Source organism: Maribellus sediminis, from assembly GCF_011799805.1.
GTDB lineage: Bacteria > Bacteroidota > Bacteroidia > Bacteroidales > Prolixibacteraceae > Draconibacterium > Draconibacterium sediminis_A.
Genome location: NZ_WXUB01000003.1, coordinates 216,849 through 239,196, shown reverse-complemented (window position 1 = coordinate 239,196; position 22,348 = coordinate 216,849). Strand labels below are relative to the sequence as shown.

22 protein-coding genes are annotated in these 22,348 nt (G+C 42.8%); 11 read left to right on the top strand and 11 right to left on the bottom strand.

The annotated features are described in order from the left end of the window. Positions 1-28 precede the first annotated feature (28 nt). The 5 genes from greA to HFD85_RS12860 all read left to right on the top strand — a co-directional run bounded on the left by greA (position 29) and on the right by HFD85_RS12860 (position 6,039). Positions 29-502 (top strand): transcription elongation factor GreA, encoded by a 474-nt coding sequence (greA, locus tag HFD85_RS12880; RefSeq protein ID WP_167610304.1) that lies wholly within the window; start codon positions 29-31, stop codon positions 500-502. Positions 503-506: 4 nt separating this feature from the next. After that, positions 507-899, top strand: coding sequence for an HIT family protein (locus HFD85_RS12875; protein WP_167610301.1), 393 nt, complete (start codon positions 507-509; stop codon positions 897-899). A 123-nt stretch (positions 900-1,022) separates the two neighbouring features. Further along, on the top strand, positions 1,023-4,673 hold the full coding sequence (gene dnaE / locus HFD85_RS12870; RefSeq protein WP_167610298.1) for a DNA polymerase III subunit alpha: 3,651 nt from the start codon (positions 1,023-1,025) through the stop codon (positions 4,671-4,673). 42 nt (positions 4,674-4,715) lie between these two features. Next, a complete protein-coding gene (gene trxA / locus HFD85_RS12865; protein WP_167610295.1) occupies positions 4,716-5,033 on the top strand; it encodes a thioredoxin in 318 nt (105 codons plus the stop codon). 58 nt (positions 5,034-5,091) lie between these two features. Next, a complete protein-coding gene (locus HFD85_RS12860; protein ID WP_206081970.1) occupies positions 5,092-6,039 on the top strand; it encodes a DUF58 domain-containing protein in 948 nt (315 codons plus the stop codon). A gap of 424 nt (positions 6,040-6,463) precedes the next feature. On the opposite strand, the gene HFD85_RS12855 is transcribed toward HFD85_RS12860, so the two are convergent. From HFD85_RS12855 to HFD85_RS12845, 3 genes are all read right to left on the bottom strand, one after another. Further along, positions 6,464-7,312: an SGNH/GDSL hydrolase family protein gene (locus HFD85_RS12855; protein WP_206081969.1), complete on the bottom strand. Its 849-nt coding sequence runs from the start codon at positions 7,310-7,312 to the stop codon at positions 6,464-6,466. A 67-nt stretch (positions 7,313-7,379) separates the two neighbouring features. Further along, positions 7,380-7,877, bottom strand: coding sequence for a threonine/serine exporter family protein (locus tag HFD85_RS12850; RefSeq protein ID WP_167610289.1), 498 nt, complete (start codon positions 7,875-7,877; stop codon positions 7,380-7,382). A gap of 3 nt (positions 7,878-7,880) precedes the next feature. Then, positions 7,881-8,648 (bottom strand): threonine/serine exporter family protein, encoded by a 768-nt coding sequence (locus tag HFD85_RS12845; RefSeq protein ID WP_167610286.1) that lies wholly within the window; start codon positions 8,646-8,648, stop codon positions 7,881-7,883. Positions 8,649-8,864: 216 nt separating this feature from the next. On the opposite strand from HFD85_RS12845, the gene HFD85_RS12840 reads away from it, so the two are divergent. The 3 genes from HFD85_RS12840 to HFD85_RS12830 all read left to right on the top strand — a co-directional run bounded on the left by HFD85_RS12840 (position 8,865) and on the right by HFD85_RS12830 (position 11,575). Further along, positions 8,865-10,403 (top strand): YifB family Mg chelatase-like AAA ATPase, encoded by a 1,539-nt coding sequence (locus tag HFD85_RS12840; RefSeq protein ID WP_167610283.1) that lies wholly within the window; start codon positions 8,865-8,867, stop codon positions 10,401-10,403. A gap of 240 nt (positions 10,404-10,643) precedes the next feature. Beyond that, complete coding sequence (locus HFD85_RS12835; protein ID WP_240925047.1) at positions 10,644-10,898, top strand: transposase; 255 nt, start codon at positions 10,644-10,646, stop codon at positions 10,896-10,898. Positions 10,899-11,356: 458 nt separating this feature from the next. Then, the gene (locus tag HFD85_RS12830) at positions 11,357-11,575 is read left to right on the top strand and encodes a VF530 family protein (protein ID WP_167610280.1); all 219 of its coding nucleotides are present in this window, start codon (positions 11,357-11,359) and stop codon (positions 11,573-11,575) included. Positions 11,576-11,732: 157 nt separating this feature from the next. Here the strand turns inward: HFD85_RS12830 and HFD85_RS12825 are convergent, their stop codons facing one another. Next, positions 11,733-12,821 (bottom strand): FISUMP domain-containing protein, encoded by a 1,089-nt coding sequence (locus HFD85_RS12825; protein WP_167610277.1) that lies wholly within the window; start codon positions 12,819-12,821, stop codon positions 11,733-11,735. Between the two features lie 272 nt (positions 12,822-13,093). On the opposite strand from HFD85_RS12825, the gene HFD85_RS12820 reads away from it, so the two are divergent. After that, positions 13,094-13,756: an inorganic pyrophosphatase gene (locus tag HFD85_RS12820; RefSeq protein WP_167610274.1), complete on the top strand. Its 663-nt coding sequence runs from the start codon at positions 13,094-13,096 to the stop codon at positions 13,754-13,756. Positions 13,757-13,827: 71 nt separating this feature from the next. On the opposite strand, the gene rnpA is transcribed toward HFD85_RS12820, so the two are convergent. From rnpA to HFD85_RS12805, 3 genes are all read right to left on the bottom strand, one after another. Further along, entirely contained in the window at positions 13,828-14,247 is a 420-nt protein-coding gene (gene rnpA, locus HFD85_RS12815; RefSeq protein WP_167610271.1) for a ribonuclease P protein component, read from the bottom strand. Positions 14,248-14,309: 62 nt separating this feature from the next. Continuing rightward, positions 14,310-15,056, bottom strand: coding sequence for a uroporphyrinogen-III synthase (locus HFD85_RS12810; RefSeq protein WP_167610268.1), 747 nt, complete (start codon positions 15,054-15,056; stop codon positions 14,310-14,312). 31 nt (positions 15,057-15,087) lie between these two features. After that, on the bottom strand, positions 15,088-16,065 hold the full coding sequence (locus tag HFD85_RS12805) for a DUF4271 domain-containing protein (protein WP_167610265.1): 978 nt from the start codon (positions 16,063-16,065) through the stop codon (positions 15,088-15,090). A gap of 103 nt (positions 16,066-16,168) precedes the next feature. On the opposite strand from HFD85_RS12805, the gene HFD85_RS12800 reads away from it, so the two are divergent. Then, positions 16,169-17,116: a tRNA-dihydrouridine synthase family protein gene (locus HFD85_RS12800; RefSeq protein ID WP_167610262.1), complete on the top strand. Its 948-nt coding sequence runs from the start codon at positions 16,169-16,171 to the stop codon at positions 17,114-17,116. Here the strand turns inward: HFD85_RS12800 and HFD85_RS12795 are convergent. From HFD85_RS12795 to HFD85_RS12785, 3 genes are read right to left on the bottom strand one after another with little or no spacing between them, the layout of a single operon-like run. After that, the gene (locus tag HFD85_RS12795) at positions 17,113-17,271 is read right to left on the bottom strand and encodes a hypothetical protein (RefSeq protein WP_167610259.1); all 159 of its coding nucleotides are present in this window, start codon (positions 17,269-17,271) and stop codon (positions 17,113-17,115) included. The genes HFD85_RS12800 and HFD85_RS12795 overlap by 4 nt on opposite strands. 3 nt (positions 17,272-17,274) lie before the next feature. Then, on the bottom strand, positions 17,275-20,049 hold the full coding sequence (gene polA / locus HFD85_RS12790; RefSeq protein WP_167610256.1) for a DNA polymerase I: 2,775 nt from the start codon (positions 20,047-20,049) through the stop codon (positions 17,275-17,277). An 11-nt stretch (positions 20,050-20,060) separates the two neighbouring features. Continuing rightward, positions 20,061-20,510: a 6-pyruvoyl trahydropterin synthase family protein gene (locus tag HFD85_RS12785; RefSeq protein ID WP_167610253.1), complete on the bottom strand. Its 450-nt coding sequence runs from the start codon at positions 20,508-20,510 to the stop codon at positions 20,061-20,063. Positions 20,511-21,289: 779 nt separating this feature from the next. Here HFD85_RS12785 and HFD85_RS12780 point away from each other — a divergent pair. Continuing rightward, positions 21,290-21,697, top strand: a complete 408-nt coding sequence (locus HFD85_RS12780; protein ID WP_167610250.1) for a hypothetical protein — start codon at positions 21,290-21,292, stop codon at positions 21,695-21,697. Here HFD85_RS12780 and HFD85_RS12775 read toward each other — a convergent pair. Further along, positions 21,694-22,275, bottom strand: coding sequence for a manganese efflux pump MntP (locus HFD85_RS12775; RefSeq protein WP_167610247.1), 582 nt, complete (start codon positions 22,273-22,275; stop codon positions 21,694-21,696). The two genes, HFD85_RS12780 and HFD85_RS12775, sit on opposite strands and share 4 nt — an antisense overlap. Between the last annotated feature and the right edge of the window lie 73 nt (positions 22,276-22,348).

Here is a 22,348-nt window from a genome sequence, read left to right as displayed (position 1 = left end):
AAGAGAGTAATTAAAAGGAGGATACGAAATGTCCGAAGTAACATATTTAACGCAAGACGGATTAAATAAGCTCAAAAAGGAATTAGAGCATTTAATGAATGTAGAACGCCCTAAAATTTCGAAGCAGATTGGTGAAGCTATCGAGAAAGGCGATATTTCTGAAAACGCAGAGTACGATGCAGCAAAAGATGCTCAGGGCATGCTGGAGGCTAAAATTGCCATGTTAAAAGGCAAAGTGGCCAGCGCACGTATTTTGGACGAATCGAAAATTGATACTTCTAAAGTTCAGATCCTGAATAAGGTTACAATCAAAAACCAAAAGAACGGAGCAACAATGAAGTATACATTGGTTCCGGAAAGTGAAGCAAACCTGAAAGAAGGAAAGCTTTCGGTTCAAACACCTATTGCCAAAGGCCTGATGGGGAAAAAAGTTGGCGATATGGTAGAAATTCAGGTACCTTCGGGTATTATTCCATTCGAAATTGTAGACATTTCACTGTAAAAGAATGGCAAGCATTTTTACCAAAATAATCAATGGCGAAATCCCTTCGTATAAGGTAGCGGAAGACGAGAACTTTTTTGCTTTTCTCGATATCTTTCCAACGGCCAAAGGACACACTTTGGTAATTCCTAAAAAGGAAGTGGATTATCTTTTCGATCTGGATGACGAAACGTATGCCGGATTACAAATGTTTGCCAAAAAAGTAGCCAAGGGACTCGAAAAAGCTGTTCCCTGCCTAAAAGTTGGAGTAATGGTTCTGGGGCTCGAAGTTCCACATGCGCACATCCATTTGGTGCCCATGCAAAGCGAACAGGATTTGTTGAACTTTACCGACAAAACCAAATTTCCGCCTGAGGAAATGGAGGAACTGGCAAAGCTCATCGCTGAAAATATTTAGTATCAGCCCTGACCATCGCGTCAGGGCTTTTTTTTGCCCCTTCAATCTTTCAAAATTTATTAACACGCCCCGATTCAGGCGTTAAAATCCCTAACTTTAAGGGACGTTTTTTATACAACATTTATGGTTCCTTTTATTCATTTACACGTACATTCACAGTATTCGATTCTCGACGGGGCAGCCAGTGTCAACGATCTGGTAACTAAGGCAAAAAGCGACGGGATGAATGCGCTTGCATTAACCGATCACGGAACCATGTTTGGTGTGAAAGAGTTTCATGCAGCCTGCTCCAAAAATGAAATCAAACCTATTTTGGGCTGCGAAACATATGTGGCTTCGCGTACCATTAACGATAAATCGGATAAAGTCGACCGTTCGGGGCATCACCTTATTCTGCTGGCCAAAAACAAAACCGGTTACCGCAACCTGATCAAATTGATTTCAGTAGCCAACACCGAAGGTTTTTATTATAAACCCCGCATCGATAAAACCTTACTTGAACGACATCACGAAGGTTTAATTGCTTCTTCGGCTTGCCTGGGAGGTGAAATTGCTCAGTTGATTATGGCCAACCGGATGCAGGAAGCCGAGGACGCTATTTTGTGGTATAAGAATTTGTTTGGTGAAGATTATTACCTTGAACTGATGCGTCATCCGGCCCTGTCGCCAAGAGAGCGGGAGGAAGTTTACGATCGGCAGGTAGAGGTGAACCGGCACCTGGTGCGGCTTGCAAAAAGTTTGGGAGTGAAGTTGATTGCTACCAACGATATTCACTTTACAAATGAAGCGGATGCCGATGCACACGACCTGCTCATTTGTTTGAATACCGGGAAGGATTTCGACGATCCAAACCGGATGCGTTATACCAAACAGGAATGGTTCAAAACGCAGGCTGAAATGAATGAGTTGTTCCGCGACATTCCCGAAGCGCTGGAAAATACCAAAGAAGTTGCCGAAAAGATTGAAAATTTCGAATTGAATTCGGCACCAATCATGCCGGTATTCCCCATTCCGGAAGAAATAGGAACAGAGGAGGAATTCAAAGCGAAATATTCGGCCGATGACTTAAAAGAAGAATTTGGAGAAGCTGCTTTTGAACGCCTTGGCGGATACGAAAAAGTGATCCGTGTAAAGTTGGAATCGGCCTATCTCGAGCATCTTGCCATTGAAGGCGCTAAAGAACGTTACGGCGATCCGTTGGAAGATAGCGTTTTGGAGCGCCTGGTATTCGAACTGAATACCATTAAAACAATGGGTTATCCCGGTTACTTCCTCATTACCCAGGATTTTATCAACTGGGCAAAAGAGAACGGAGTACTGGTTGGTCCGGGGCGTGGTTCTGCAGCGGGGGCGGCTGTGTCGTATTGTTGCGGAATTACTAACATCGACCCCATTAAATACGACCTGCTATTTGAGCGTTTCCTGAATCCCGACCGTATTTCACTCCCCGACGTTGATATCGACTTCGATGACGACGGCCGACAACTCGTGCTCGACTACGTTACCAATAAATATGGCCGCGATAAAGTGGCACACATCTGTACTTTTGGTACCATGGCCACAAAATCGGCAATTCGCGATGTGGCGCGTGTATTGAAATTGCCGCTTCCCGAGGCCGACCGTCTGGCAAAACTGGTACCCGATGCCCCGAAAATGAGCTTCCCGAAAGCTTTCAAGGAAAGTCCGGAACTGTTAAAAGAAAAAAGTTCGGGCATCGAACTGGTTTCGCAAACCATAAAATTTGCCGAAACGCTGGAAGGATCGGTACGTCAAACGGGTGTACACGCCTGTGGTATTCTTATCAGCCGCGATCCGCTTTCTGATCATATTCCGCTGATGCCTACCAAGGATGAGGAACACCTGTTGACCACGCAATACGACGGACGTTTTGTTGAGGATATCGGTTTGCTGAAAATGGACTTCCTTGGCTTAAAGACACTGTCGATTATAAAAGAAACCCTCGAAAATATCCGGCTTTCGAAAGGTATCGAAATCGATATCGACAAAATTCCCTTTGACGACGAAAAGACATTCGAGCTATTCAGTCACGGTGAAACCACTGCCATCTTTCAGTTTGAATCCGACGGTATGAAAAAACACCTGCGCGATTTGAAACCTAACCGTTTTGAAGACCTTGTTGCGATGAATGCTTTATATCGTCCGGGACCGATGGAATATATTCCGGACTACATTGCAAGGAAGCACGGGCGGCAAAAAGTAGATTACGATGTGCCGATGATGGAGGAGTATTTGAGCGATACCTACGGAATTACGGTCTTCCAGGAACAGGTGATGTTACTTTCGAGGTTGCTGGCCGGATTTACACGTGGTGACTCCGACACGCTGCGTAAGGCCATGGGTAAAAAGATCATGGCGGTGATGAATAAGCTAAAGGAAAAATTTGTTGCCGGGTGTAAAGCCAATTTCCGTTTTGTTGATGAATGTAAAAATGCCGGAAAGAAACCGGAAGATGTGATCGAAAAGATCTGGAAAGACTGGGAAGCCTTTGCTTCTTATGCCTTTAACAAGTCGCACTCGGTATGTTATGCCTACATCGCCTATCAAACCGGATATTTGAAAGCACATTTCCCTGCAGAGTTTATGGCGGCCAACCTTAGCCGAAACCTCAGTAATATTGCAGATATCACCAAATTGATGACCGAATGCAAACGCATGAAGCTGAATGTATTTGGTCCCGATGTAAACGAGAGTTTTATCAAGTTTACTGCCAACAAAAATGGCGACATCCGCTTTGGGATGGGGGCCATAAAAGGAGTTGGCTCAGGCGCTGTTCAGAACATTATTGATACACGTGAAAAAGTAGGTGCCTTTAAAACCATTTTCGATGTGGTTGAGAATGTCAACCTTCAGAGTGTAAACAAGAAAAACCTTGAAGCACTGGCAATGGCCGGTGCATTTGATAACCTGAACGGAATAAAACGAAGTTGCTTTTTTGCCGGTGAAAACGAAACGGATGATACCAACTTTATAGAAAAGTTGATCCGCTACGGGAACAAAATTCAGCTGGAAGCAAACAGCGCCCAGCAAAGCCTGTTTGGAGGAATGGATACCGGATCGGTGGTGCAAAAACCGATCATCCCCAATGTGGAGGAGTGGGCAAAAGTTATTATGCTCGAAAAGGAGAAGAACTTCATCGGAATCTATCTGACGGCTCACCCGCTCGACGATTATAAGTTGGAAATCACTAATTTCTGCTCGAGAGATGTGGCTTTAAAAGACCTGAATAACGATATAGAAAAATACAAGGACCGCGATTTTACGTTTGGCGGCATGGTAACCGCGGCCCGTGAAGGTCAGTCGAAAAACGGGAACATGTATGCCACGCTCACACTTTCGGATTATACCGATGCAAAGGAACTGTTCTTCTTTGGAAACGACTACGTGAACTTTAGCAAGTTTTGTAAAGTCGGCCTGTTCATCATGGTGAAAGGAACCGTGAAATCGAGGTTCGGTAGTAACGACTATTACGAGTTTAAAGTAAACAGTATCGAGCTGTTGGACGATGTGCGTTCGAGCTACGTGAAAAGCATTACCATCAATGTTCCCATTCAGGTTCTGACAAAAAAACTGGTGGAAGATATTCAGCAGTTATCGGAAGAACACAAGGGGAAAGCCCTTTTAAAGTTCAATGTTTTCGATCCGGAAAACAATATGCATCTTGAAATGTTTTCTAGAACAACCAAAGTTTTTCCGTCGGATACATTCCTGAACTTTTTTGAAGATCAATCGGATATGACTTACAGAATTAATTAGTTTTGCGAAATATTAAACAGATAACAATAAAAACAATTTATTATGGCTTTAGAAATTACAGATGCCAATTTTGAAGAATTGGTAATCAACTCAGACAAACCGGTAATGTTGGATTTTTGGGCTGTTTGGTGTGGCCCTTGTCGAATGATTGCACCAATCGTTGAAGAAATGTCATCAGAATACGATGGTAAAGCAGTGATCGGTAAAGTTGATGTTGACAACAACCAGGATGTTGCCATGAAATATGGTATCAGAAACATCCCAACTGTGTTGTTTGTGAAAAACGGTGAAGTAGTAGACAAGCAGGTTGGAGCAGCTCCAAAACAGGTGTTTACTGCCAAGTTGGATGCCCTGCTGTAATCCTTAACAATTTATAGTATTCACCGGGTGGCTCTGCGAATGTTCAAACAGTCACCCGGTGAATTCATTTAATGCTTTGAAGAATATATTCGACATAGAGCAGTTTCACCAGTTCGATAATCTTGGACTGATCGCCCACGAGGTAGTGGAGGGATTTATCACGGGTTTGCACCGAAGTCCCTTTCACGGTTTTTCGGTTGAATTTGCCGAACACCGCCTTTACAACCAGGGTGAATCGACCAAACATATCGACTGGAAACTTTATGCGCGAACCGACAAGCTTTTTGTAAAACAATACGAAGAGGAAACTAACCTGCGTTGTCAGCTGGTTATCGATACTTCTTCGTCGATGTTGTTCCCCTATTCGAAAGGCAGCAAGCACCTGCACAACAAACTGGCTTTTTCGGTGTACACTGCTGCAGCCTTGATTTATCTGATGCGTAAACAACGCGATGCCGTTGGATTGACACTGTTCTCCGATAAAATCGAATTTCAAACCAATCCACGTATCTCGTCAGTAAATGCCGAGATTATGTACGGCAAGCTGTCGGAACTGATTCAGCCCGAGAACGCGCACTTAAGAAAAAACACAAACACAACCGAGGTGTTGCACCAGATTGCCGAGAACATTCACAAACGTTCGCTGGTAATCATTTTCAGCGACATGCTCGACAGCCAAAAGACCGACGAATTGTTTTCTGCACTTCAACACCTTCGTTACAACAAACACGAGGTTATTCTTTTTCATGTTACCGATCATTCGCTCGAACGCGAATTCGAATTCTCGAACCGTCCGCATAAGTTTGTTGACCTCGAAAGCGGGCAGGTGGTGAAGTTTAATCCCTGGGAGGTAAAAAAACACTACGTTTCAACGGTAAGCGAATATTTCGAAGACCTGAAAATTAAATGTGGACAGTACCAGATCGACCTCGCCGAAGCTGATATAAACAAAGATTTTAAAGAGGTGCTGTTTTCGTACCTTGTAAAAAGGAAGAAGCTGTTTTGATTCGACCAAATACCTGGTTTTCTACTTGCTTACCTTACTTCAAAATAATACTATCGTTTATCAATATCGGTTGGGCGGAAGTTACAATTTCTATTTCTTGAATGATTATTTATAAATGGCAGAATGCCACAATCCGGATTTTTGCTACTTGACGTGTTGGCAAAATGCCACGGCTCCACTTATCCGTGATTCGGCATTTGGCAACTTGCCATAGCTCTACTTTTCCGTACTTCGGCCTTTGGCAACCTGCCACGGCTTAATTTATGTGTTGAAAGGGCAATGGCAAAGTGCCATAACTCCACTTTTTATCCGTATAGCCAATGGCAAAATGCCATCGGAAGAAATGATGTTACAAAGAAGGATGGCATCCGTTTGATTTGATTCACATACGGATGCCATCCTTTTTTGTAGGCGTTGGAGAAGTTTATTCCTCTACCAAATCAGCAGGCAGCGCCTGCAACTGGTATTGAATAGTTTTTGCCAATCGGTAATTACCGGCCGAATTGGGATGCAAACGATCGGTTTCGGCGTTCGAGAAATACTTGATATTTGAATCCAGCATCGGGTAAAGTCCGCTGGTCGAATAGAGATCGATCAAAGGAACGGCCCACACCGAAGCGGCTTCTTTTAAAGTCTTCACATAGTTGTCGATGTAAAGTCCAAGGTCGTTCGAAAAGCTTTCCTCGGGCTGTACATTTCTTTCGTTGAAGCTTGCAAATCCCCGGTGAATCGGTGTCATGATCACAATTTGCTGATCGGGATAATTCGATTTTAGAAAAGCCATCACCTTGTTGATACGGCCACAAAAAGTGCTGTCATTTTCGATCAGAGTCCGGTACTTTCGGGTAACCGTGGTTCCGTTAAAGTTGGTTTCTTTGGCAGTTTCGTTGTAGAAATTCCCCAGAGGAATGTTGTGGTTGTAGTCATTGGTTCCCGCGAAAATCAGAATGGCGTCGATATTGGTTCCCCTTTCCTGTTTCAACTTTTGCGCCTGTCGGTAAATGCCGTCCCACTGGTTGCCGCTTATTCCATAAACAAATGGTTCTATTCCCATTAGGTCGGCGAGGTATTCCCAGTAAACCCGGATGGCACTGTCGCGTTTCTGCGTCATCGAATCGCCTAAAAAGGCCACTTTTTTACCCGTCCACTGCGACTGAGGATTCTTTTGTTTAGCAGTATAATCACTATTTGAATCGGATTGCTTTGCAACTGCCGGAATGGCTAACAGTGCAATTATCAGTAGTGACAATGTTAGGTCCAATATCTTTTTCACGATCATTTAATTTGGTTTAGTTGCGTAAAAATTATTATTCCCTGGTTTTACAGGAAGCCGGCGGAAGCTACACTGTAACTTTTTTCTCCTTATTAAACTTCGATCTTTTAATTGATTCCTTGCGGGTGATCAGCATCGGCATAGAAACGCCAATGGCCAGCGACATTAGGATAAAAGACATTTTAGCTCCATTATTTACCATGTCGATGAGCGTTTGTATATACGTATCGGAATCTTCAAGTTGAATGAGTGCAATCAGGCCCAACATCATCCGGTAGGCAAATGCTCCGGGAACCATCGGAATAACTCCGGGAATGGAAAAAACAAGTGGGGGACTATTCTTTAAGTGCGCCATTTGTATACTGATGATTCCAACAACAGTAGCTCCAACAAAGGAGGAGAATACGATTCCAACTCCAAAATACATGAGCCCGAATTTTACTAATCCGCCAATTGCGCCCAAAGCACCAATCGGAAAGAGCGTTCGCTTTGGCACATTAAAGAGAATGGCAAACCCGACAGCTGCAATTCCCGACCAAAATCCTTTTAACAGTAATTCAAGCATCGTTTAAAAATTTAAAATCATTCTTGAAGTAAATAATCCGACTGCAATCGCAAAGGCTATCATCAAACCGTTTATTGCACGCACCAGTCCATTTTGAATATTCCCATCTATCATGTCGGTTACTGAATTAATGAGCGGAATACCAGGCACCAGGAAAAGTACTGAAGTGGCAACCGCTTTATCGGGTTGAGATCCAATTCCAAAAAGCTCCGATAATCCGGCAATAAATGATGCGACGAAGGCGGCAAAAAAGACACACAGATAGGGATTGAATTTTAGCTTTGTAGCTTCCTGCCTTACAAAAAGCCCTATAACAGTAGCTACAAAGGCAACAAGCATATTCAAGGGATCACCTCCAAACAGGTAACAAAACCCCGAACCGGCAGCACCAACCGTGGTTAGCAGTACCCACCGCGGATAATGTGGTAAGGATTTTAAGCGATCCAGCTCTGCATTAATCTGCTGTAACGACCACTTTTCTTCCATTACATTCCAGCTGAGATGACTAATACCACTCACCATTTTGAAATTGGGTTTGAGTGGCGAAATTCGTTTCAGGCGACTGAATAAATACTTTTGATCCTCTTCAATGATAGTTAGCATTATAGCCCGCTGGGTAATCAATGATTCAATTTCGTAGCCCAGTCCATTGGCGATACGGTTCAGAGTTACCCGGGTACGGTGCGTACTTGCCCCGGAACTCATCAGCAAAGCACCAACCTCTAAAAGTGTATTTCCTACAGTCTGAGTATTTTCAACTATTTGGCCCATTATTCGTCGTTCGGTTCTTACTCCTACAAAAGTATAGTATTCCGAATTAGTCTCATAAACGAATGCAGAATATTGAGTTAGGGTTAAGAATTAGTATACAAGTGGGAAGTTTTGTGCCTTGTTGCTGTTTGCTATAAAAAGATGTTCTGTAACGCTCCCGTTTTATAAGTCGTTCATTTTCATTAAATTTAAGTTTTTACACTAATATGCCCGCTTATGCTAGTAAAAACCTTCGGAAGCGCAGTATTTGGAATCGATGCAACTACCATTACCATTGAAGTTGATGTCACCACCGGGATTAAATTCCTCCTGGTGGGCCTGCCTGACAGCGCCGTAAAAGAAAGCCAGCAACGTATTGAATCGGCTTTGCGGCTGAATGGCTACAAGTGGCCCCGGCAAAAGATCATTATCAATATGGCTCCGGCTGATATCCGGAAAGAAGGTTCGGCTTACGATCTTCCGCTGGCGGCTGCGGTATTGGCGGCATCCAATCAAATCGATTCATCGAAACTCGAAAAGTATATCCTGATGGGCGAACTGTCGCTCGACGGAACTTTACAGCCTATAAAAGGTGTGTTGCCGATTGCCATTAATGCCCGCCAGGAAGGTTTCGAAGGTTTTATTTTACCCAAACAAAATGCCCGCGAGGCTGCTGTTGTTGATAAGCTAAAAGTTTATGGTGCAGAAAATATTAAGGAGGTGATCGGTTTTCTGAACGGAGAAGAAGTAATGGAACCAACCGTAATTGACACTCGTGCCGAGTTTTATGCCCAGGTAAATAATAATCCACTCGACTTTTCGGATGTGAAAGGCCAGGAAAATGTAAAACGTGCACTGGAAATAGCCGCTGCAGGAAGTCATAATATTATTCTTGTCGGGCCTCCCGGAAGTGGTAAAACCATGCTGGCCAAACGGATTCCTACTATTTTACCGCCATTTTCGTTGAAGGAAGCACTTGAAACCACCAAGATCCATTCGGTGGCAGGCAAAATCGACCGGGAAACATCACTGATGACGCGCCGCCCTTTCAGGAGTCCGCACCACACGATTAGCGATGTTGCTCTTGTTGGAGGTGGAAATTACCCGCAGCCGGGGGAAATTAGCCTGGCACATAACGGTGTTTTGTTTCTCGATGAATTGCCTGAATTTAAACGGACTGTTTTGGAAGTTATGCGGCAGCCTCTGGAAGACCGGAACATTACCATCTCGCGGGCCAGGTTTTCGGTGGAATACCCGGCAAGTTTTATGTTGGTGGCATCGATGAATCCCTGTCCGTGTGGCTATTACAATCACCCAACAAAAGACTGCGTTTGTGCGCCGGGAGTGGTTCAGAAGTACCTGAACAAAATCTCCGGTCCATTACTCGACCGCATCGATATTCACCTGGAAGTAGTGCCGGTTCCCTTCAAAAAATTGTCGGAGATGCAATCGTCGGAGAATAGCGAGGCCGTTCGTGAACGGGTACTTGAGGCCCGGAAAATTCAAGCTGAACGATTTGCCGAATACAAAGGTGTTTATGCCAATGCTCAAATGAATTCGAAGCAGATCAGGGAATTTGTGCGGTTGGATGAGGAAAGCAACGATCTGATAAAAAATGCGATGGACAGGCTGGGACTTTCAGCCAGGGCTTACGATCGTATTTTGAAAGTTGCCCGAACCATTGCCGATCTGGAAGCAGAACAAGATGTGCAGGCTCACCATCTTTCGGAGGCCATTCATTACCGAAGTCTCGACCGCGAAAATTGGGGCGGGTAATAAAGTTGGCAGTCGCAGTGTTCAGTTGAAAATTATGTCACTAGGAAATGATCATTAAGGTCGGATGTAATATTTGGGAATCGAATCGCCACGAAGTGGTAGTTTATTTCAGCCCCGGATAAATCCCGGGTAACTATAAAGAAAATTGAATCAGCGCCCTGAAAGGGCAGTATAGTATAGCCTATGTCACAGTCATTATCGAAATTATTTGTACACATTATTTTTAGAATCAAGAATCCGATGGCTTTCATAAGAAATGAAGAACGGGATGAAATGTTTGCATACATGGGAGCTATTATAAAGGATAACGATTCGATTCCCATTCTTATAAATGGCGTAAAGGACCATGTACATATACTTTGTGTTATGTCGAAAAATATTGCTTTATCGAAGCTTGTTGAAGAAATTAAAAGACACAGCAGTAGATGGATAAAAACTAAAGGGAGACACTATCTGAATTTTAGTTGGCAAGGTGGTTATGCCGGTTTTCGGTGAGTTCTTCGCTTCATCAGAGGACAAAAGAATACATTAGAAACAGGATATTCACCACAAGAAGATGTCGTTCGAGGAAGAATATTTGCTTTTTCTGAAAAAGTATGAAATCGAGTTTGATGAGAAATACCTTTGGTTTGAATAAGCTTTTAAACTGCCCTTTCAGGGCGATCTGAAATGAATGCGAAAATCCCCAAGACTTTGTCTTGGGCTGAATTAACTCTGGCTTTCAGCCAGAAGGAAGAAACGTTGATTGTAAATATTTTGCAATGCTTTAATGGTCTCATAATTCTAAGGTTGCTACGAGAAACAGTAAAGTGGCTAATATCTGTTAATATTTCAGATAAATTGTTTCGGGCTTGGAGAGGATATGAGCCTCTTGTTTATTAGTATTCTGAAAGATGAAGCTTGGTCAAAATCAATATCTTTGTCGCTGAATCTATTACAAATAAAGTTGATGTATGGAACAGCCCAATAATCCACTTCACGGGAAAACACTCGAGGCCATTGTGGTTTATTTAGTAAGCTACTACGGATTTGAAGAATTGGGTAAGATGATTCCAATCAATTGTTTCCGAAAAGATCCCAGCATAAAATCGAGCCTGAAGTTTTTACGACGGACCCAGTGGGCCCGTGATAAGGTTGAGAAGTTATATCTTGATACAATTGGGAAAGCATAAATTTTTTTCAATCGAGTGTTTTTCGACTGAAACCTGGTAAAGAAACCAGTCCACCCCATTTCAAACTTTTAAAGTGGAGTCTCAAAAATTGGGATAGACCGGGAATCTTTTTTGGAACTACTTCTAATACCGAAATTCTTCGAAGAGGATTAATTTTTTAATTACGTATACACCGTACATTGAATCCGAATTCTTTCGGAACCGGCGCTCTTCCGCACCAATCGGCATTATTCACCAATCTTCGGGTATAAGCAAGTGCAGGTGTAAATTCTGTTGATGTCCACCAATTGTTATATTCCCCCTGGCCAAAGAAGTTGCCTGCGCTGGAACGATACCCACATGAAAGGCCGTTAAACCCGCTGGAGTTGGTACCGTTGCCATTATCAAACCAGGTGCTTGTCCCTTTCAAATATATTCCGCCAAGGGTATCCCGACTTGCAATTCCTTCAGCTTCTTGGGGCGGCATTCCCAGAAATATTTCCATTTGTTTCCATTCTTCGTCGCTGGCTACATGCCAACCGGCAGGAGCCGCATTTGCGACGGCTGGCCAATTGTATAAAGCTCCGAATTTGGCATAGTTTTCGGTTGCTTTTGCGGCTGCAACATCGGTTCCTTCATAACCATAAACATAGTACAGAGGAACAACGCCTGATCCCTCTGTCCGGAGGTTGACAGTTGGAAGCCAACCGAGGTTTTCTTCCATCCAGATCTGGTCGCCAATCTGGACCACCTTGTACCTCTTACCGTCGCGGGCATCAACGAAGGATGTCATTTTCCCTTCCAACCAGATATTAAGTAAAGAACCTGGTTCGCCCCTCATTTCTACCTCCAATACCGATTCTGCTGTTAAATCGCAAAGCTGAAGCGAATAATCAACTTCTCCACCGGAAAAATCAGCTGTGTTCAGTAATACCTGATCGTTAAAAGTAATAATGGCAGCTGACACCGACTCACTCGCAACATGCAGTTCAAAGCAATTATCGTAATCAGCAATGTTAAAGTCTCCAATAGACAGTTTTTCAATCGTAGGTTTTCCTTCTCTTCTAACAACCTGACTGTCGAAAACTACATCCAAAATCCCATCGATAGAATAATCCTTTGCCACAGCGCTTTTTAGTGTAGCCGGATTCAGTTCAACATCCTCTTTCTGGCACGATTGGAAAGTGCCGGAAACACACAGAGCAACGATCACAAATGAGCTCGTCCGCATGATGAGCCCAAATGATAGTCTAACATTTGTTTTCATACAATTTTGAATTTAATGTGTGAATAATAGAGGTTATTGAAATATTCTCCCGCATTCCCTTCGGAATAGAAGCGGAATAGGTATTTGAATAACTATAAGCAAGTTAGGACGAAATTAGCAATAATACAATACCAATAAGTCTTTTAATATTGCCGAATAATGTAAGACTTCATTATTATCAATTCCCAAAACACAATTTAATCGAATTGAAACATTATTTTTGAACATTCGCCGTTTTTAACGGTTTCAGAAATAAAACTAAATATATCAATATGGTAGACAGAATTTCAGATCCCATTGGACGACTGATGGGACTGCGTTATAAATCGCACCCCTGGCACGGCGTTTATATCGGGCCTAACGCCCCCGAAGAACTTACCGCATTTATAGAAGTTGTTTCAACCGACACCGTAAAATACGAGATTGACAAAGACAGTGGTTACCTGCGTGTTGACCGGCCACAAAAGTTTTCGAATGTGGTACCTGCGCTTTACGGTTTTATCCCACAGACTTATTGCGGTGATAAAGTAGGAGAGTATTGCAATAAAAAAACCGGTCGAAAAGACATAAAGGGCGATGGCGACCCAATTGATATTTGTGTGCTAACCGAAAAAGATCTCGCACATGGCGATTTGTTGGTGACTGCCCGTCCGATTGGCGGTTTCAGAATGATTGACGGTAATCAGGCCGATGATAAAATTATTGCAGTTCTGGACAACGACACCGTTTACGGTCATTTTAAAGATGTAAGCGAAGTTCCGTCAGTTGTTATTCAACGTCTCGAGCACTACTTCCTTACTTATAAAGATATGCCCGGAGTTGACAGCAATACCGAAATCACGGCAACTTATGGAGCTGAAGAAGCGCTCGAAGTTGTTCGACTGTCGGTTGAAGACTACAACAACAAATTTGCTAACCTGGGCAAATTACTTTAGCAGAATATTTTTAACAGAATATAGTGACCCCGTCTTCTTGGCGGGGTTTTTTCTTTACTTCAATGTTGAATTTAATGATCGGAAGGAACTTCCAACTGCTTTATTAATTTATCGAAGGCTTTTTTGAAGCCGGCTTCTATTGAAGAATAGGCAGGTAATTCTTTGCCAATAAATATAAAGAATACGGCAAGTTGGCGATCATTAAGTTGCCGGTAGAGTTCGTGTTTGTGTAAGCGATACGCTTCGCGCATCAGGCGCTTTATGCGGTTTCGCTTAACAGCTCGTTTGAAGCTTTTCTTGCTAACCGTAAAACCGGCCTGAACCGGAAAAGTAGTATTCAACTCTGTTGGCAGAAACACGACTTTTATGGGATAGGCGAGAAACGACTGGCCTTCAGAAAAAAGACGGTCGATGATTTTTTTACTGCAAAGCCGTTCTTCTTTCTTAAAAGAGTGGGATTGTGTGGTTGTTATTTCCGCCTTGTTTTCCATTGAAAAAGTAAAGGCCATCCGTCAGTCGACGAACAGCCTTTCAAAAGTATGTATTTTTCGCTTTAGTTTTTATTGTTCTTTTTAATGTACTGCTCTAGCGCCATTGTCATTGATGGTGCCTGTGCAGTAGGAGCTTCAATATCGAGTCGAAGTCCGGCATCGTGAACCGCCTTGGCTGTTGAAGGACCAAAGCAGGCAATACGTGTACTGTTTTGCTCAAAGTCAGGGAAATTCTGAAACAGTGATTTGATCCCTGACGGGCTGAAGAATACCAATACATCGTATTTAATATCGGCAAGATCAGAAAGATCGGCACTTACAGTTCTGTACAAAATTGCTTTTGTATACTTATAGCCACCTTTGTCAAGCAACTCAGGAATTTCCTGTTTGTGGATGTCGGAAAGTGGTACCAAAAAGCGCTCATCGGCATGCTTTTTCATCACACTGGTGAGATCGGCGAATTTACCGTTGGCATAAAAAATCTTACGCTTCCGATAAACTATGTATTTCTGCAGATAGAATGCGGTTGCTTCCGAAATGCAGAAGTACTTCATGGTGTCTGGAACCGTAAGGCGCAATTCCTGGCAAATTCTGAAATAGTGGTCGATGGCTGTACGACTGGTAAAAATTACCGCAGTGTGATCCAGCACCTGGATACGTGTCTGGCGGAATTCTTTGGCAGGCACGCCTTCAACCTGAATGAACGGCCTGAAATCGATCTTCAAACCATTTCGCTCGGCTAATTCAAAATAAGGAGACTTTGCTGTTTGTGGCTCCGGCTGTGAAACTAAAATGCTCTTGACTTTCAAAGTTTTATGCTTTTAATGAAACATTCCCCTTCTATTCAACTACAACTACTTTATAAATTAAAAGCAAGGGTAAAAATTCAAGGGTACAAAGGTATAAAAAGAGATAAAATATAGAAAATTGTTTCTTCAATAAAATTAAAACACCTCTTTGAAGTATGATCGCATAAAATGCAAGTACTATAATAATACCCGTAACGATCAGGAAAAGAGGGCTTTGCGCAGGAGAAAACGATACTAATGCAATGAGAGGAAGGAGTACTAATCCCAACGCTCTGAAGGTATTATCGGTGTTAAAAATGAATTCGAGGGTTTCAGTTTTGGTTTCGAACAGCAATCCCAGCGATTTGTAAAGTAACTTTTTCCCAAAAAAATAAATGAGAACACCACTAATAACAATGGCAAAATAACTTAGCTTATTGCTTGCCCTCGATACTTCGAAATAGGTAAGAGTTTGATACACAAATATCGATAATGTGAGGTAAAAAATTACGTCGAGACGATAGGCTGCATGCGAGGCCGGGTAATTGCTTTCCTGCCACATACGAACCGCTGTTGGATAGTTTACCAGCGAAGTAAACAAATGTTTAATGTATTTTATATAGGAATAACGGATGGTAGCAAACAGTAAAATCCCAACAAAAAGCAATACCGTCAGCCAGTCGGTACCGGTATCTGGTTTGCTGCGTTCGGGTAAAATAAGTTTATTGTCGATGGTTTCGGTTTGCAACAATTGCATATCCAACCGCGAAGAAATAAACTTCGAACTGTCGGTAGGTAATTTATGATCTTGTTGTAAGCGCCAGTTTCGAATTTGCTCAACTGTATATTTTGGAGTTTCAGTTTTGGTACTTTCCACGCTTTGTCTTGGTTGTTCATTTAGATCCATTATCGAAACAGGCTTAAGCTCAATGGTAAGACTGTTCTTTTGCGGAACCTGATCCAACAAGCTTTTTGCCTGTGTACTGTCTTGCTGATATGTAAAGCGGGCATCCATACTTTCGTCGGGCAAAGATACCAAATTTGTTGGCTTATAAATTTTATTTCAACACTGGCGAAAACAAGGTATTGTTGAAATATGTATTTTAATTCCGGATTTTATTGCAATAAATTAGATGATTTACCTGGCACCGATACAAGGCTTCACCGATTATATCTACCGAAAAGTTTATGCCGGTATTTTTAGCAGTGTCGATGCTTATTTTATTCCCTATGTTACTGTTCAGAACGAACAGATCGTTCGCAAGTACGAACGCGAAATTCTTCCGGGAAATAATCTGTACGGACGTGCTGTTCCTCAAATTTTGGTTCGCGATGCACAAGAGACTGAATTGTTGGGTTCAATATTAAAAAACTACGGTTATGCCGAAGTAAACCTGAACCTTGGCTGCCCGTATCCAATGGTTACCAACCGGGGGCGGGGTTCGGCATTGTTGCAAAATCCCGAAAGTTTAAAGCCGATTCTGGATACTTTTTTTGAACAGTTTAAACTGAAGCTCTCAGTAAAGCTGCGAGCCGGATTGAACGATCCGAGCGAAATTGAGCAAGTAATTTCGGTGCTGAATGACTATCCGCTTAGTGAGATCATTGTACATGCCAGGGTGGCCAAACAGTTGTACAAAGGAACGGTCAACGAAATGGCTTTTCAGATCGCTCTCGAGAGATCAGAGCATCCGGTAGTATACAACGGTGATATTTTTTCGGTAGACGATTTTCAACGTCGGTCGGAGCAGTTTTCTGCTGTTAGCGACTGGATGCTGGGGCGAGGTGTGTTGATGAACGTTTTTCTTCCGGCCGAGATAAAAGGTTGGCGATTTACAGATGCTGAAAAGCGGTTTACGCTGCAACATTTTCATGCCGGCATTGTGGAAGCATATTTACAGGCCGCCGATAATCCGGGGAATGCACTGAATAAATTAAAGCAGTTCTGGATTTATTTTAGTCTGCACTTTGATGATCATGCACGGATATTCAAGAAAATAAAAAAGTCGAAAAGTATTACAGATGTTCAGCGCGAGGCTATGCTGGCTTTTCGGGATGCTACGTTAAAACAGACTTGTTAATCGAAACGGCAGTTTTTGTCTTCGTATTCCTCCATAAGCCTCATAAGTTGGTACATTTCCCACAGTTCTTCTTCGCTTTTTGGCGCTCCGCCAATCTGTAGAAAACGTTCCAAAGCTTCCCTGTAATCCTCTTCTGTTACTATTACGTCGATCATTTTTTAGTGTGCATCGAGCCAGTTACTTGCTGCGTTCATTTCAACAATCAACTGAACGCCAATGTTTACGGCGTTCTCCATATTTGTTTTTACCAGCTTTTTCATCGCTTCCAGTTCCGGTTTGTACACATCAAAATTTAATTCGTCATGCACCTGAAGGATCATGTTCGATTGTAGCTTTTGCGCCTCCATTTCGCGGTGAATATTGATCATCGCGATTTTAATGATATCGGCAGCCGATCCCTGAATTGGAGCATTAATCGCATTTCGTTCAGCCATTCCGCGAACCACAGCATTTGCCGAGTTGATGTCATTTAAATAACGACGGCGGCTTTTGATGGTCTCCACAAAACCCTGCTCCTGCGCCAGTTTTATTTGCTTGTCCATAAACTCTTTGATCTTCGGAAAGCTCTCGAAATAGCCATCGATCAATTCCTTGGCTTCGGTGCGCGAGATGTTGAGTCGTTGCGCCAATCCAAAAGCCGAAATTCCGTAGATAATTCCAAAGTTGGCTGTTTTGGCTTTTCTCCGCATGTCGGAATCAACCTGATCTTCCGGTATTTTATAAATTTTAGCAGCGGTGATCGAGTGAATGTCCTTGCCCTCGTTAAAGGCGCGTTTCATTTCTTCATCTTCGCTTAGCGCTGCCATAATCCGAAGTTCGATTTGCGAGTAGTCGGCCGATAAAAAAACATGCTCATCATCCGAAGGAATAAATGCTTTTCTGATCTCGCGGCCGGCAGCATCGCGGATAGGGATGTTTTGCAGGTTCGGATTCACCGAACTCAGTCGGCCTGTAGCTGCAATGGCTTGGTTGTACGAAGTATGTATTTTCCCGGTTTGCTTGTCTACCAGCAAGGGCAGGGCTTCAACATAGGTCGATAGCAATTTCTTCAGTCCGCGGTAATCCAGTATTTTTTGTACGATCGGGTGACGGTCCACCAATCGTATCAACACATCTTCTGAAGTGGAGTACTGCTTGGTTTTTGTCTTTTTCGCGTTACTGTCGATCTTCAGCTTTTCAAACAATATTGGCCCCATCTGTTTTGGCGACGATACGTTAAAATCTTCCCCGGCCAGTTCAATAATTTCTTTTTCGAGCTGAATAATCTGTTCGCGCAGGTCAACGGCATATTTGTTCAGTTCATCTGAATTGAGTTTTACACCTGCACTTTCCATTTTTGCCAGCACCGGTACCAGTGGCATTTCAATGCTATCAAAAAGTTCACGAACGTTGGCTTTATCCAGTTCCGGATCGATGGCCAGTTTCAGCTGCAGCGTGAGATCGGCATCTTCGCAGGCATAATCGCGCAACTTTTCATTTGAAACCGACCGCATGGTCAACTGGTTTTTTCCTTTTTTCCCAATCAGCTCCTCGGTGTGCACTTTTTCGTAATTCAAATATTGCAGGCACAACTGGTCGAGGTTGTGTTTCATGTCGGGCTGAATAAGATAGTGAGCCAACATGGTATCGTACAATTTCCCTTTAACCGGGATGTTGTAATTATTCAGAATCAGGATATCGTACTTAATGTTCTGCCCGATTTTCACCACCTTTTCATCGGCAAAAACCTCGCGGAATTCGTCCATGATTTTTTGCGCTTCCTCGCGTTTTTTAGGCAGAGTAACACAATAAGCTTCATGAGTCCGGAACGCGAACGACATGCAAACAATTTCAGCTGTGTGCGGGTCAAGACCCGTGGTTTCGGTGTCGAAACAAAACTCCTTTTGTACCGAAAGTTCGGCACGCAAGCTTGCCCTTTGCATCTCGGTTTCAACCAGGTAATATTGATGAGGGACAGTTTCTATTGTCTGTACTGATTTTGTTTCTATCGGTGTTGCCGTTTCCGGAGTACCGAAGAGCGTGCCCTGAAAGGCCATTTCCGGTTGCGCATCGCTTAAGCCAAGGCGCGCAATCAGCGATTTAAATTCCAGTTCTTCGAACAACTTTCTCAGGTCTTCTTTGTGGAATTCTTCGTGAGTGAGTCCTTTTTTGTCAAACTCAATCGGTACATCAGTAATAATGGTGGCCAGTGTCCGTGATAAGCGAACCTGTTCTTCGTGTTCTACCAGGTTTTCTTTTTGCTTGCCCTTCAGTTTATCGATATTCTCGTAAATGCCGTCAATACTCCCGAATTCTCCAATAAGTTTTTGCGCAGTCTTGGGACCAATGCCGGGACATCCCGGAATGTTATCGGCTGAATCGCCCATCAAACCAAGAATATCTATCATCTGCTCAGCCCGTTCGATGCCAAAATTCTCCTTCACCTCGTTCATGCCCCACACTTCCGCATCGCCACCGGCTTTTCCGGGTTTGAACATCAGCACCTGTTCCGAAACCAGCTGCGCATAGTCTTTGTCGGGTGTCATCATGTAAGTGGTAAAACCTTCTTTTTCCGCTTTTTTTGCCAGGGTCCCGATCACATCGTCGGCTTCGTAACCCGCTTTTTCGATAATCGGAATATTAAAAGCTTCAATGATCTTCCGGATATAGGGAATTGACTTCCTGAGATCTTCCGGCATTTCTTCGCGGTTGGCTTTGTATTCCTTGTACATGTCGTGCCTGAAAGTTGGTGCCGACACATCGAAAACCACGCCCACATAATCCGGTTTTTCATTTTCGAGTAATTGCACAATTGTGTTGGTAACACCCAGCATGGCCGAGGTATTTACACCTTTCGAGTTGAAACGTGGATTGCGGATAAAAGCAAAATAACTGCGGTAGATCAATGCAAAAGCATCGAGAAGAAATAGTTTTTGTTGACCGGCTTCTGGCATATTTTTATGTATTACGGATTATCAGTTGCAAACCATTCGGCATACGAATTCGATGTTTCGAAAAGTCGCATGCTAAAAAGTGAAACGTTTGAAGGGAAAGCTTGTTGAAGAATTTCTGCAAAATGTAGCAACAAGTTTTCAGTGGTGGGCTGAAAATCGACCGTGATCAAACGTTCGGTACCTTTTTTGAAGGCTTCGATGTGATCGTCGGGGAACAGGGAATTTACCACCAGAGCATGATCGAAATGCTTCACAACGTTATCCTGCACCAATTCTTTAAGCAGACCAAAATCGATGACCATTCCGTCTTTCGGATGACCCGGCTCTGATTTTGGTTCACCCAGTAAAGTGACTTCCAAATGATAGGTGTGACCATGAATGTTTCGGCAAATTCCATCGTATTGATACAAGGCATGCGCCATTTCGAAATGAAATTTCCTCGTGACCCTGATTAAAGACATTTGATTGATTTTTGGACCTGTGAAACGAGTTCCGATACATCGGGACGAGTTCCATGCACTACTTACTAACTAAACAATTTTAATGGCATGAAAGTAAGCTTTTTTCGTAAAAACAGTAAATTCAATCTTATAAAACAATCGCGATTGACGGGAAACTACAATGAGAAATTAAAATCTAACAGAATTTCGCCGACTCTCCCTCATTCCCTCTCTACAGGAATCTACCCTTTATACACATCTTTGCGAGATTCTGCTCCATTTTCGTCCGGAACAATTGTTCAGCTTCGATCAGCCTTCTTCGCCGGACGAGGTACATTATGCAATTTTAACCCAGGCCGCCGTAATTCTTTGAATTACTTTGGCCTGGGCTAAAATACAACGCACTTTCAGTGCTTTTTTTTAAATCTCAAAAACAAGTTTTGCCATTTGTAGGGCTGAAAGTCCTTAATCATTCAGCCCCGGGCAGAATGAATCCGTCTGCTGACGGATGAGTGTCGCCCGGGGTTAATGATCCTACAAAATCGGCGCAATTGCGGCAAAGCATTGAAAAGGTACCCTATAATGCGCCGAATTTCTGGAGGTGATCAAAATCGCTCATTCCTTGTATTTGTGTATAAAGGGTAGCTAACTGTAGAAAGAGACGATAGTTTTGAAGGCACAATCAGGGTGAGTGATTGTATTCCATCATGACTGATGACAATTGATTCTGCTTCATTTATTTCGGAAAAAGCCACGCAACCTTTTTTTCGCTGATGCGTCTGTAATATATATTGCAATAAATGAAAAAACTGTTATTCATATTAATTGTGTTTCCGTTCCTGTTTTTTTCGTGCGAAACTGAAGTGTACGAGTCCGGGGTATTTCAATATGGTACAGAAAAGAAGTTTGACCTTCAACGGAATTACTTGTCGATGGATGAAAAACTCACTATCAGAATCGACAGTATTCACGATTCGCGTTGTCCGATTGGTGCAACCTGTATCTGGCAGGGTGAAGCCAGGGTTTATATGTCCTTTATAACAGAAACAGAAAATCAGCTGGTTTTAAGCACCTACGATAATCAAAAAGATACAATTCAGAATTTTGAAATTATTCTGACGGATGTTTTGCCTTATCCCGATTTGTCGGTTGAGACAGATCCTGATGATTATTCAGTTATTCTTCAGATCAATAAACTGGATGACTAGAACCACAGGTGTTCAACCAGTGTTTTTATCCCGATAAGTGTTAAAATGATTCCTCCCAGGATTAAGGACTGGTGACTGCGTTTAGCCGGAATGTTTTTGCCAAACAAAAGCCCCAACATCGAAGCAATAAAAGTTACTGATCCGATAACCACCGCCGGAAAAATAATCGGAGTTTCCAGAAAGCCAAAAGTAATTCCAACCACAAAGGCATCGATGCTGGTTGCTATCGATAAGCCAATGAGAACTGTCAGTTTAAAAGGATTTAAATGAGTTAAAGCATTTTCGTCTTTTATACCTTCATAGATCATCTTTCCGCCGATAGCAAAGAGCAGTCCAAAGGCTATCCAATGATCGATTGTAGAAATAAGTTCTTCAATTACATTCCCGATCATCCAGCCAATTACAGGAAATACACCCTGAAAAAAGGCCAGCGAAAAGGCAATTTTACAGGCCTGGAAAAAGCGGATGTCGCGACGCAGCAAACCAACAGATACAGAAACTGCAAAGGAATCGAAACTCAGTCCCAGGCCGATCAGTAAAAATGTTATGAATTGGAAAACAGTCATTGCGAGCGGCAAAAGTAAGCATTTGAATTCAGATTGAAAGAAATGTTACGCCGACTTTAAAATAAAAATGCCTGAAATTTACCAT

Coding starts and splice junctions, on each gene's coding strand:
- greA (WP_167610304.1), top strand. CDS start 29: ATGTCCGAAGTAACATATTTAACGCAAGACGGATTAAATAAGCTCAAA.
- HFD85_RS12875 (WP_167610301.1), top strand. CDS start 507: ATGGCAAGCATTTTTACCAAAATAATCAATGGCGAAATCCCTTCGTAT.
- dnaE (WP_167610298.1), top strand. CDS start 1,023: ATGGTTCCTTTTATTCATTTACACGTACATTCACAGTATTCGATTCTC.
- trxA (WP_167610295.1), top strand. CDS start 4,716: ATGGCTTTAGAAATTACAGATGCCAATTTTGAAGAATTGGTAATCAAC.
- HFD85_RS12850 (WP_167610289.1), bottom strand. CDS start 7,877: ATGCTTGAATTACTGTTAAAAGGATTTTGGTCGGGAATTGCAGCTGTC.
- HFD85_RS12845 (WP_167610286.1), bottom strand. CDS start 8,648: ATGGGCCAAATAGTTGAAAATACTCAGACTGTAGGAAATACACTTTTA.
- HFD85_RS12840 (WP_167610283.1), top strand. CDS start 8,865: ATGCTAGTAAAAACCTTCGGAAGCGCAGTATTTGGAATCGATGCAACT.
- HFD85_RS12835 (WP_240925047.1), top strand. CDS start 10,644: ATGGCTTTCATAAGAAATGAAGAACGGGATGAAATGTTTGCATACATG.
- HFD85_RS12830 (WP_167610280.1), top strand. CDS start 11,357: ATGGAACAGCCCAATAATCCACTTCACGGGAAAACACTCGAGGCCATT.
- HFD85_RS12825 (WP_167610277.1), bottom strand. CDS start 12,821: ATGAAAACAAATGTTAGACTATCATTTGGGCTCATCATGCGGACGAGC.
- HFD85_RS12820 (WP_167610274.1), top strand. CDS start 13,094: ATGGTAGACAGAATTTCAGATCCCATTGGACGACTGATGGGACTGCGT.
- rnpA (WP_167610271.1), bottom strand. CDS start 14,247: ATGGAAAACAAGGCGGAAATAACAACCACACAATCCCACTCTTTTAAG.
- HFD85_RS12800 (WP_167610262.1), top strand. CDS start 16,169: ATGATTTACCTGGCACCGATACAAGGCTTCACCGATTATATCTACCGA.
- HFD85_RS12795 (WP_167610259.1), bottom strand. CDS start 17,271: ATGATCGACGTAATAGTAACAGAAGAGGATTACAGGGAAGCTTTGGAA.
- polA (WP_167610256.1), bottom strand. CDS start 20,049: ATGCCAGAAGCCGGTCAACAAAAACTATTTCTTCTCGATGCTTTTGCA.
- HFD85_RS12785 (WP_167610253.1), bottom strand. CDS start 20,510: ATGTCTTTAATCAGGGTCACGAGGAAATTTCATTTCGAAATGGCGCAT.
- HFD85_RS12780 (WP_167610250.1), top strand. CDS start 21,290: ATGAAAAAACTGTTATTCATATTAATTGTGTTTCCGTTCCTGTTTTTT.